This is a genomic window from Sulfurovum sp. (assembly GCF_041551015.1).
GTDB lineage: Bacteria > Campylobacterota > Campylobacteria > Campylobacterales > Sulfurovaceae > Sulfurovum.
This window is the reverse complement of record NZ_JBFENQ010000007.1, coordinates 16,677-27,385: the sequence shown is the minus strand read 5'-3', so window position 1 is coordinate 27,385 and position 10,709 is coordinate 16,677. Positions and strand designations below refer to the sequence as shown.

The following is a 10,709-nucleotide window of genomic DNA, read 5'->3' as shown; positions in this document are numbered from 1 at the left end:
TATCGTTAGAGAGAGTATCGGTAAGCGTAATGCAAAGCAGCTTAAAAGAGATGGTTATCTAATCGCAAACATTTATGCAAATGGTGTTGAAAATATCAACGCTGCATTTAAACGTGGTGAATTCGCAAGAACTGTAAGAAAAAAAGAGGCACTTGCATTCCCAGTTAAAGTTGGCGATAAAGAGATCAATGTATTTATTCAAGAGTATCAACTACACCCGGTAAACGGTGATGTAACTCACGTAGATCTAAGAGTAGCAGTACCAGGTCAAGTAACAAACTTCCTTGTACCAGTAATCACTCACGGAACACCAGTTGGTCTTAAAAACAAAGGTGTACTTGTTATGTCTAAAAAGAGATTAAAAGTAAGAGGCGCTATCGAAGATATGCCAGCTAAATTTGATCTTAATGTTGAACCATTGAACAGAGATGACTCTATCCTTGTTAGAGATGTTGAAGTACCAGCAAACTGTAAAATGATGGACAGACCAGATGTTGCTATCTGTGGTGTAATCAAAGCTAAATAATATAGTATGAAAGCACAGTCGTGATACTTTTCGTAGGTCTAGGTAATCCAGGATCACAATACGAAAATACACGACACAATATCGGTTTTAAAGTCATTGACAAGCTTGTCAATGATTTTAACGCTAGAGATATTTCCAAAACTTCTTTTCACGGCAAGCTTTATCGCGCTGCCAATTCACTTTTTTTAAAACCTACCACATTTATGAATCTTTCAGGAACATCTGTACAGCCTGTAAAACATTTTTTCAAAGTAGAACTTGAAGATATTATTGTGATTCATGATGATATTGATCTGCCTTTTGGTGCGGTACGTTTTAAAAGAGGTGGGGGCCATGGCGGGCACAATGGACTAAAATCTCTCGATACACACATAACAAAAGAGTATTTACGTGTAAGGGTAGGTGTGGGTAAACCAGAGCATAAGTCACAGGTAGCAGACTATGTCTTGCATGACTTTTCCCAAGAGGAAGCTACTATGCTGGATCGACTGATAGCACATGTGACAGAAGCATGTAAAGTATTGGTTACAGAAGAACTGATTGAAGTGAAGTCAAAGTACAGTCTGAAATCCATAGAAGGTTTAACGCTATGAGTTTGTTTAATCCTTCATTGCACTTCAGATATTTGGCTAAACTGTATATTAAAAATCTACTCTCTATATTGTTTGGTCTCTCTTTTTCTTTTGCTGCGATTGATTATTTTCAACATGTACAGAAACTGGAACTTTCTTCAAATTATAAAATACTCTATATTTTCTACATGTGGCAAGAGGCATTGGGGTTGCTCTACCCTTTGGCTATTGTTTTTGCACTTATTATGACGAAACTCTCACTGATTAAAAATAATACGATGGGAGCATTCCATACATTTGGATACGATAAAAAAAGACTTTTTATACCATTGTTCACAGTAGGATCTCTAACATATCTGATTTTTTTAATCTTACATACTACACAGTTTTCTTATGCAAAAGATAAAGCAGAGTTCCTTCTTGAAAATAAATTGGGTGCTTATAATGTGAATGACCTTTTTTTCAAATATAATGATACATTTGTCTATATTACAAAGCTTGATCCTATAGAAAAAAAGATAGAAGATATTACGATTTTTAAAGTAGAAGGCTATCAGGTACGTTATACGATAAATGCTCCTATAGCAACATTTGATGGTGAAATATGGACCGCACATGATGCTACACTCAAAACACACATCTATGAAAAAAATGAATTAAAAAGATACACAGTAGAACATAAAGAGCGTATAGAAACATTAGAAGGCTATAAACCTAAGATCATAGAATCACTTTATGAGGGTAAAGCATTAAATATTATAGATGCCTATACGACATGGAACTTACTAAATAAACAAAATATAAGTTCAAATAAGATCAGATCATCATTGTATGATAAGATAGTAGTACCACTCTTCTCTATAGCTTTATTACTTATTTTATTTTTCAAACTCCCTTTTCATGCAAGAATGATGAATATGGGTACCGTGATAGCACTTTCTTTGGCTGCAACATTTGTAATTTGGGGCATATTGTTTGGTTTGAGTCAGATGGCAGCAAACGGTATTTTACTTCCTGAATTGACAGCTATATTACCTATAGTTCTTTTATGGGCTTATGCCATTTACATCTATTTTACAGATGAAAGAAGCCTTACTTGACACCCCTGTAGCACTCAAATGTACCTTTTAATCAACTTTTAGATAAAATCACCTTAAAATAGACTCACTAGTGTTGAGCAAAATAGGATAATATAAATGGATATTGATTATAAAACATTGGCAGATAAATATGGTACGCCTTTGTATATTTATGATTTTGATTATATTGAAAATAGATATACCACGCTAAAAGATGCTTTTTCAGGTAAAAAATCTATGATCAATTACGCAGTAAAAGCAAACTCAAACCTCTCTGTTATCGCACACTTGGCTAAGCTTGGTGCAGGTGCTGACTGTGTGAGTATAGGTGAAGTAAAACGTGCACTTACTGCAGGTGTAGATAAATATAAGATCATTTTTTCTGGTGTTGGAAAGCGTGATGATGAGATCCGTGAGGCACTGGAACAAGATATTTTACTTCTTAACTTAGAGAGTGAAGCTGAGATGAAACGTGTGGAGATGGTGGCTAAAGAGTTGGGCAAAGAAGCACGTATCTCTATACGTGTCAATCCAAATATCGATCCTCAAACACATCCATATATTTCAACAGGATTACATGAAAATAAGTTTGGTGTAGAGATCGATATGGCAAAACGTATGTATATTTATGCAAATAAATCAGAGTTCCTTAATCCAGTAGGGATACATTTTCACATTGGTTCTCAGCTCACAAAGATAGAACCTATACGTGAGGCATGTGGTATTGTAGCGGATTTGGTACGTTCACTTAAAGCGATTAAGATCGACATTAAGTTCTTTGATGTCGGTGGTGGTATAGGTGTGGTGTATGATGATGAAGTAACTATCGCGGCTGAGGCATATACACAGGCTATATTTGATGCAACCAAAGGGCTTGATGTGACACTGCTTTGTGAACCGGGTCGTTACATGGTAGCCAATGCAGGGGCATTCTTCACTAAAGTACTGTATGAAAAAGTCAATGACGGGAAACGTTTTGTTATTGTAGATGGAGCGATGAATGACCTTATCCGTCCAAGCCTGTATAATGCGTATCATAAGATAGAAGCTGTACTCAAAGAGGGTGAAAAAACATCAGCTGATGTGGTAGGTCCAGTGTGTGAAAGTGGTGATTTCTTTGGTAAAGATGTACCTCTTCCTCCTCTTGAGCATAATGATCTCATTGTTATCCACTCTGCAGGTGCATATGGATTTACTATGGCAAGTAACTACAATACGCGTGCAAAAGCTGCAGAAGTAGCATTAGAAGGCGGAAAAGACAGACTCATCCGAAAACGTGAAACGTATGAAGATCAGGTACGCTTAGAGCTTGAGTATTTAGAAAAGTAAAGCAAAAAAGGCAGGGTTAGAATATGACTTTAGATGAGCTAAGAGACAAGATAGACAATATCGATGATGCATTGTTAAAACTTTACAATGAACGTATGGAATTGGTACATCAGGTAGGTGAGGTTAAAAATACGACAGGTGCACCTATTTACCGTCCTGAACGTGAACAATCTATTCTAAATCGTTTGAAAAGTCAAAATAAGGGCAAACTTACGGATGCTGCAATAGATGCACTCTTTCTGGAGATGTTTGCCGTAGCCAGAAATCTTGAGCTTCCTGAAGGTGTAGCGTATTTGGGACCTGAAGCAAGCTTCACGCACCAAGCAGCCGAGAGTAAGTTTGGTGCAATGAGTGCATACTTGCCTATCAGTTCTATACCTGGTATTTTTCGTGAAGTAAAAAAAGGGACAGCTAAATTTGGTGTGATTCCTATAGAAAACTCTTCTAACGGTATTGTATCGGACACCATTAATTGTCTGGATGAGTACGATCTTAAAATTATTGCAGAAGTTTGTATAGATGTGCATTTGGCATTTGCTACAGTCAGTGATGATATCAAAAAGATTACAAAAATTTATTCTAAAGATATCGCTTTTGGACAGTGTCGTAAGTTTTTACAGGATCTAGGATTAGATGAAATTGAACATATTCCAGTGGAATCTACAGTAAAAGCTGCAAAACTTGCCCTAAAGGATGAAACTGCAGCAGCACTTTGTCCAGCAGTAGCAGCAAAGTTAAATAACCTGCCTATACGTTTTAATAATGTTGAGGATGATAGCAATAACAGAACACGGTTTTTCATTATCTCTGACTTTGAAAATGCGGCTTCTGGGAATGATAAAACTTCTTTACTTGTAAGACTTTCAAATGAACCGGGTTCTTTAGTGAATTTTCTTAATGATTTTGAAGAGGCACATGTGAATTTGACAAAAATAAAGTCACATATCGTAGAGGGGAAGTCCATTTTCTTTATAGAGTTTCATGGACATAAAGATGATGCACATATCAAACCTATTTTAGAGAAACATAAAGATGAAATTAAAGTATTAGGCTCTTATGTTAAAGAGATAGATGATATTTAAAATCAGTAGTAAGTAACAATGGAGAAGAATCATAATGAGATTTAACAAAGTATTAGATGATATTAAAATCTATGAAGCAGGAAAACCTATAGAACTTGTAGTACGTGAATATGGTATCGCTTCTGAAGATGTAGTAAAGTTGGCTTCAAATGAAAATCCTATAGGGACAAGTCCTGCAGTAGCAAAAGCTATAGTGGCAAATGCCAATAAGGCACACTTGTATCCTGATGACAGTATGTTTGAATTAAAAAATGGACTTGCACAAAAATATGGTGTAAGAGATGAGAATATTATCATTGGTGCGGGGTCAGATCAGGTTTTAGAATTTATCTCTCGTGCCGTTTTGGATGAAAACTCTTCTGTACTTATGTCTGCAGTGACTTTTGCGATGTATGAGATATATGCCAAACAGATGGGTGCGAAAATTATCCGTACAGCAAGCTATGAACATAAGTATGATGAGTTTATGGAAGCCTACCGTATGCATAAACCAAGGATCATCTACCTCTGTACACCAAACAATCCAACAGGTGATGCAACAAGTAGAGAAGATGTTTTAAAATTGATTGATGTAGTAGATAAAGAGACACTTATAGTAGTAGATGGCGCTTACATGGAGTATGCTGCTGCGAAAGATGAAAAATATGCTATCACGCCTAATGATCTGCTTGGGTTTGAAAATGTCATTTATCTTGGCACTTTTTCAAAAGCTTACGGATTAGGTGGTATGCGTGTAGGATATGGTATAGCACAACCTGAGCTTATTCACGAACTGTATAAAATGCGTCCTCCGTTTAATATTTCTACACTCTCCTTGGCTGCTGCTATTGAAGCGTGTAAAGACGATGATTTTGTAGCAGATTCTATCGCTTTGCATCAAGAGCAGATCAAACGTTATGAAACCTTTGCAGAGGAGCAGGGGTTTGACTACATAGAGAGTTATACCAACTTTATCACTTATCTGTTTGATGAGAATATGGATTCTACAGAGATATCCGATGCACTGCTTAAACGTGGTGTAATCATCCGAAATCTGGCTTCTTATGGCATGAATGCGGTTCGAATTACCATAGGTACGGAAAAACAAAATGATGTTTTCTTTAAACATTTTTTAGAAGTGACAGCTTGAAAAGAGTTGAGATCGTAAAAGCAAATGAAGTAGAGGTAAAGCCTTTTTGTTTAGATGATTTTACCCAATATAAAGTTCAGCACAGTATGATGAACAAAGTTACGAAAAAAGAGCTAAAAGATTTAGCTGATGATTTAGGTTTAGCGTATGATGATGCACAGATAGTTTTCACAAAAAAACTGCTTAGTGCATATTTACTAGGAAAATAAAAAGATGACAGATATAAAAGCACACTCTATAGAAGAACTCAATACTTTAGCAGAAGATATCAGACAAAAGATATTGGAGACGGTAAGTAAAAATGGTGGGCACTTGAGTTCTACTATGGGTGCAACAGATCTTATCGTAGCTATGCATAAGGTTTTTGATGTAGAGAAAGATCCTTTTATATTTGATGTAAGTCATCAGGCTTATGCACATAAACTTTTGACAGATCGATGGGACAGGTTTGATACGCTGCGTCAGTTTGGAGGTATCTGCGGATATACGAAACCCAAAGAGTCAAAATATGATTACTATGTGGCGGGACACAGTTCGACATCTATCTCACTGGCAGTAGGTGCAGCCAAAGCTATAGCACTTAAAGGCGAAGATAGAATACCTGTTGCATTCATCGGCGATGGAAGTATGAGTGCTGGAATGGTGTATGAGGCACTCAATGAATTGGGTGATAGAAAATACCCTGTAGTGATCATTTTGAATGACAATGAAATGAGTATCGCTAAACCTATAGGGGCCATCTCTAAGCTGCTTTCTCAAACAATGGCCGGTTCATTTTATCAGAAGTTTAAAGGTAAAGTAGAAAAAGTTCTTGATCATTTACCAGAAAGTGCAAGCTATATGGCAAAAAGATTTGAAGAATCTTTCAAGCTCATCACGCCGGGTATCTTGTTTGAAGAGATGGGTATTGAGTACATAGGTCCTGTAGATGGACATGATATTGAGTCCCTTATAGAGACGATGAAAGTAGCTAAAGCGCTAGGTAAACCAGTGCTCGTTCATGCACAAACTACTAAAGGGAAAGGCTATGAGATAGCTGAGGGTACCAAAGAGCATTGGCATGGGGTAAGTGCTTTTGATCTTAAAACAGGTGAAGCACCTAAAAAGGCTGGTGCCAAGGCAGCAACAGCTATTTTTTCTGATACTTTGGTAGAACTTGCAGATGAAGATGAAAAAGTGGTGGGTGTGACAGCTGCTATGCCAAGTGGTACGGGCTTAAGTGCTGCTATTGAAAAGTACCCTGAGCGTTTTTGGGACGTTGCCATAGCAGAGCAACATGCTGTGACCTCTATGGGTCCATTGGCAAAAGAAGGGTTTAAACCATTTTGTACGATCTACTCAACATTCTTACAGCGTGGGTTCGATCAAGTCATCCACGATATAGCGCTTATGGATCTAGGTGTCGCTTTTGCATTGGATAGAGCAGGTATTGTAGGAGAAGATGGAGAGACACATCAGGGTACTTTTGATATCTCTTACTTAAGAGGTATACCAAATATGACACTGCTTGCACCTTACAATGATACAACGATGAAACTCTGTATGAGATTTGCCAAAGAGTATGACCATCCTTGTGCTTTTAGATACCCAAGAGGGGCATTTTTGGCTGAAGACAGAGAAAGCCCAGCTTATGAGTTAGGAAAGTCTGTGTTACTGAAAGAGGGTGAAGAGATACTTTTTATCGGATATGGTAATGGTGTCGGACGTGCTGAAGAAGTGGCTGAACTTGTAGAAGCAAACCCTGCAGTGTTAGATTTGCGTTTTGTAAAGCCATTGGATGAAGAGATGCTTGTGGCTTTAAGTGCAAAATACAAAAAATGGTTTGTTTTTTCTGATTCTGCGAAAATGGGTGGAGTTGGATCTGCTCTACTGGAGTTATTAAGTGAAAATCGTATTGATGATGTTTCATTAACTTCATTTGAGTATGATGATACGTTTATAACACATGGAAATACGAAGTTGGTGGAAGAGTCATTGGGAATTCTGCCGGAGCAATTGGCAAAACGAATACTGTAGGGACAGACCCCTGTGTTTTCCCTACAGTATGAAATTGGATTTAAAAAAGATATTTTGAATATTTTTTTTAAGTTCAGTGACAGTGAACAAACATTTCAACATTCTCTGAGCCAAATGGCGGAACTTCACCGAAAATCATTTATCGGTATCGCTCTTTAGAGCAGAAGTAAGAGAAATAAATTAAAGGAAAAAAATGGCTAACGAATACATTTTTACAAGTGAATCGGTAACCGAGGGTCATCCAGATAAAATGGCTGATCAGATCTCAGATGCTATACTCGACTATATCATCGAAAAAGATCCACAGGCAAGAGTGGCTTGTGAGACGTTATTGAGTAATGGTTTTTGTGTTATTGCAGGAGAACTAAAAACAACATCGTATGCACCGATGCAAGAGATTGCAAGAGAAGTTGTAAGAGAGATAGGATATACAGATGCAAGTTATGGTTTTGACTATAGATCTGCAGGTGTACTCAATGGTATAGGTGAACAAAGCCCGGATATCAATCAAGGTGTTGATAAATCTTGTGGTGAGATCGGTGCAGGTGATCAGGGACTTATGTTCGGGTATGCTTGTAATGAGACCAAAGAGCTTATGCCTTTGCCTATTTCCCTCGCACATAAGATCACAGCAAAACTTGCAGAAGTACGTAAAAATGGAACTGTCCCATTTTTACGACCAGATGGAAAAGCACAGGTTTCAGTTAAATATGTTGATGGTAAACCGGTTGCTATAGATACTATCGTAGTCTCTACACAGCATCATCCCGAAGTAACATTGGAACAGGTACAAAAAGCGGTACTTGAAGAGGTTATTAAAGCAGTGATACCAAGTGAGTTGATGTCTGATGATATTACGTATCACATTAACCCTACGGGACGTTTTGTAATCGGCGGTCCTCAAGGAGATGCCGGACTTACAGGTAGAAAGATCATCGTAGATACCTATGGTGGTTCTTGCCCTCATGGTGGAGGAGCTTTCTCTGGTAAAGATCCTACAAAAGTAGATCGTTCTGCTGCATACGCTGCAAGATATGTAGCGAAAAACCTTGTGGCAGCAGGTGTGTGTGATAAAGCGACACTGCAAATTGCCTATGCGATCGGTGTGGCTAAACCTGTTTCTATTTATGTAGATACTCATGGTACAGCAGCAGTTGATGAAGCGAAGATCACAGCCTGTGTAGAGTCTCTTTTTGACCTTACACCTAAAGGTATTATAGATGCACTTGATCTACTTAAACCTATATACAGAAAAACAGCATCATATGGTCACTTTGGAAGAGAAGAAGAGGGCTTTAGTTGGGAAAAGACAGATAGGATAGAGGATATAAAAAGATATTTAGATATCTAGTTTTTAGCATAGTGTAATGAATTGAACTTTTTTTTACACTTTAACAAATTATCTAAAGAGTTTAAAGTATTTTTTAAACATCTTTAGCTATAGTTTTTCTATATTAATATAAAGGAATAAAAATGGCAGTAATTATTGGTGATACTTGTATAAACTGTGCAGCTTGTATTGACGAATGTCCAGTAGAAGCAATTGTAGATGAGGATGATAATCCAACGGGTGAGGAATACTACTATGTATATCCTGACAAATGTGTTGAGTGTGTAGATCACTTTGACTCTCCAGCATGTGCTGAGGCATGTCCAACTGAGGGTTGTATTACTTGGGATATGCCATTTACAGCTGATCACAAAGATTACTTCAATGGTGCAAACTATATTGATGGTCTAAACTACGTTATGGATGATCCAGATGCTGAAATGCCAATGAGAGATGATATCTCATTAGAAGATAGAGCAGCTCATAAAAATGTTGTAGAAGACTAATTTTTAGTCCTTTACGGAGACTCCCTCTCGGTAGTCTCCATTTATACCCTTCTTTAAGCCCTTCAAAACTTAAACTTATTTTAATACTTTTTTAGGTAGAATTCCGCCCGAATACTTCTCAATGAAGTAAAATAATCGCTTAGGAATATAAGTATGGAACAAACATTATCAATCATCAAACCAGATGCAGTAGCTAAAAACGTTGTAGGACAAATTCTTGCAAGATTTGAAGCAGCAGGACTTAGAATAGCAGCAACAAAGAAAACAAGACTTTCTCGTGTAGATGCAGAAGCATTTTATGCTATCCATGCTGAAAGACCTTTCTTTAAAGACCTTGTAGACTTTATGATCTCAGGACCTGTTGTTGTAACAGTACTTGAAGGTGAAAATGCAATGGCTAAGAACAGAGATCTTATGGGTGCTACGAATCCTGCAGAAGCTGAGCCTGGTACGATCAGAGCAGATTTTGCTGACAGTATCGATGCAAATGCAGTACATGGATCTGACTCTATTGAAAATGCGAACATTGAAATTAACTTCTTTTTTGCACAGAGAGAAATTTACTAAGTAAAAAACTATGAAAATAGTTTTTGACAAAATAGGTTCTACCTCTAAACCCATTGAACTGAGTTTAGAGGGTGTTAAACTGGAAGGAACCTTAAAGAAGAGTGGTTATCATCAAGTAACTTTAGATGCGCACATGAGCGGTAGTATTGAATTAGACTGTGATAGATGTGGAGACACATTTAACTATGATTTGGATCAGAAACTACAACTTAAACTGAGCGATTTAGTATCTGAAGATAAAGAAGATTTAGATATAATTGAGTTTTTAGATGGCGAAATAGATATTTCGTACATACTACAGAGCGAAATAAATACATTTAAAAATGCTTATAACTATTGTGACAAGTGTGACAATGGTGATGAAGATTTTGAAGTAGAATATTAAATAAAATTGTAATAAAGGACATAAAATGGCAGTACCTAAAAGACGTGTGAGTCACACAAGAGCAGCAAAAAGAAGAACACATTACAAATTGACATTACCAATGCCAGTTAAAGATGCAGATGGAACATGGAGAATGCCTCACCACATGAATATGACTACTGGTGAGTACAAAACTACTAAAGCGTAAT

The 10,709-nt window shown here is 37.1% G+C and carries 13 protein-coding genes; all 13 read left to right on the top strand.

Features of this window, described 5'->3' with window-relative positions; genetic code table 11:
* The first annotated feature begins 1 nt into the window (after position 1).
* The 13 genes from ABZC96_RS01065 to rpmF all read left to right on the top strand — a co-directional run bounded on the left by ABZC96_RS01065 (position 2) and on the right by rpmF (position 10,708).
* Entirely contained in the window at positions 2 to 526 is a 525-nt protein-coding gene (locus tag ABZC96_RS01065) for a 50S ribosomal protein L25/general stress protein Ctc (protein WP_373028454.1), read from the top strand.
* Positions 527 to 546: 20 nt separating this feature from the next.
* Positions 547 to 1,119 (top strand): aminoacyl-tRNA hydrolase, encoded by a 573-nt coding sequence (gene pth, locus ABZC96_RS01060; RefSeq protein ID WP_373028452.1) that lies wholly within the window; start codon positions 547 to 549, stop codon positions 1,117 to 1,119.
* Positions 1,116 to 2,198, top strand: a complete 1,083-nt coding sequence (locus ABZC96_RS01055; protein ID WP_373028451.1) for an LptF/LptG family permease — start codon at positions 1,116 to 1,118, stop codon at positions 2,196 to 2,198. The genes pth and ABZC96_RS01055 overlap by 4 nt, the downstream gene beginning before the upstream one ends.
* 96 nt (positions 2,199 to 2,294) lie before the next feature.
* Positions 2,295 to 3,506: a diaminopimelate decarboxylase gene (lysA, locus tag ABZC96_RS01050; RefSeq protein ID WP_373028449.1), complete on the top strand. Its 1,212-nt coding sequence runs from the start codon at positions 2,295 to 2,297 to the stop codon at positions 3,504 to 3,506.
* 23 nt (positions 3,507 to 3,529) lie between these two features.
* Positions 3,530 to 4,588, top strand: coding sequence for a chorismate mutase (pheA, locus tag ABZC96_RS01045; RefSeq protein WP_373028448.1), 1,059 nt, complete (start codon positions 3,530 to 3,532; stop codon positions 4,586 to 4,588).
* Between the two features lie 34 nt (positions 4,589 to 4,622).
* Positions 4,623 to 5,717, top strand: a complete 1,095-nt coding sequence (hisC, locus tag ABZC96_RS01040) for a histidinol-phosphate transaminase (RefSeq protein ID WP_373028446.1) — start codon at positions 4,623 to 4,625, stop codon at positions 5,715 to 5,717.
* Complete coding sequence (locus tag ABZC96_RS01035; RefSeq protein WP_373028444.1) at positions 5,714 to 5,926, top strand: hypothetical protein; 213 nt, start codon at positions 5,714 to 5,716, stop codon at positions 5,924 to 5,926. Before hisC ends, ABZC96_RS01035 begins: the two co-directional genes overlap by 4 nt.
* 4 nt (positions 5,927 to 5,930) lie before the next feature.
* Positions 5,931 to 7,733, top strand: a complete 1,803-nt coding sequence (gene dxs, locus ABZC96_RS01030; RefSeq protein WP_373028443.1) for a 1-deoxy-D-xylulose-5-phosphate synthase — start codon at positions 5,931 to 5,933, stop codon at positions 7,731 to 7,733.
* A 193-nt stretch (positions 7,734 to 7,926) separates the two neighbouring features.
* Positions 7,927 to 9,084 carry a methionine adenosyltransferase gene (gene metK, locus ABZC96_RS01025; protein ID WP_373028442.1) on the top strand — a complete coding sequence of 386 codons (1,158 nt, stop codon included), beginning with the start codon at positions 7,927 to 7,929 and terminating at the stop codon, positions 9,082 to 9,084.
* A gap of 122 nt (positions 9,085 to 9,206) precedes the next feature.
* Positions 9,207 to 9,569, top strand: coding sequence for a 4Fe-4S dicluster domain-containing protein (locus tag ABZC96_RS01020; protein WP_373028441.1), 363 nt, complete (start codon positions 9,207 to 9,209; stop codon positions 9,567 to 9,569).
* A gap of 153 nt (positions 9,570 to 9,722) precedes the next feature.
* Positions 9,723 to 10,136, top strand: a complete 414-nt coding sequence (gene ndk, locus ABZC96_RS01015; protein WP_373028440.1) for a nucleoside-diphosphate kinase — start codon at positions 9,723 to 9,725, stop codon at positions 10,134 to 10,136.
* A 10-nt stretch (positions 10,137 to 10,146) separates the two neighbouring features.
* Positions 10,147 to 10,521, top strand: coding sequence for a DUF177 domain-containing protein (locus tag ABZC96_RS01010; protein ID WP_373028439.1), 375 nt, complete (start codon positions 10,147 to 10,149; stop codon positions 10,519 to 10,521).
* Between the two features lie 25 nt (positions 10,522 to 10,546).
* Positions 10,547 to 10,708, top strand: coding sequence for a 50S ribosomal protein L32 (gene rpmF, locus ABZC96_RS01005; protein WP_012083812.1), 162 nt, complete (start codon positions 10,547 to 10,549; stop codon positions 10,706 to 10,708).
* Position 10,709: the final 1 nt, after the last annotated feature.

What these genes read in the sequence shown, in the direction of transcription:
- ABZC96_RS01055 (WP_373028451.1), top strand. Translation starts at nt 1,116, where the DNA reads ATGAGTTTGTTTAATCCTTCATTGCACTTCAGATATTTGGCTAAACTG.
- lysA (WP_373028449.1), top strand. Translation starts at nt 2,295, where the DNA reads ATGGATATTGATTATAAAACATTGGCAGATAAATATGGTACGCCTTTG.
- pheA (WP_373028448.1), top strand. Translation starts at nt 3,530, where the DNA reads ATGACTTTAGATGAGCTAAGAGACAAGATAGACAATATCGATGATGCA.
- hisC (WP_373028446.1), top strand. Translation starts at nt 4,623, where the DNA reads ATGAGATTTAACAAAGTATTAGATGATATTAAAATCTATGAAGCAGGA.
- dxs (WP_373028443.1), top strand. Translation starts at nt 5,931, where the DNA reads ATGACAGATATAAAAGCACACTCTATAGAAGAACTCAATACTTTAGCA.
- metK (WP_373028442.1), top strand. Translation starts at nt 7,927, where the DNA reads ATGGCTAACGAATACATTTTTACAAGTGAATCGGTAACCGAGGGTCAT.
- ABZC96_RS01020 (WP_373028441.1), top strand. Translation starts at nt 9,207, where the DNA reads ATGGCAGTAATTATTGGTGATACTTGTATAAACTGTGCAGCTTGTATT.
- ndk (WP_373028440.1), top strand. Translation starts at nt 9,723, where the DNA reads ATGGAACAAACATTATCAATCATCAAACCAGATGCAGTAGCTAAAAAC.
- ABZC96_RS01010 (WP_373028439.1), top strand. Translation starts at nt 10,147, where the DNA reads ATGAAAATAGTTTTTGACAAAATAGGTTCTACCTCTAAACCCATTGAA.
- rpmF (WP_012083812.1), top strand. Translation starts at nt 10,547, where the DNA reads ATGGCAGTACCTAAAAGACGTGTGAGTCACACAAGAGCAGCAAAAAGA.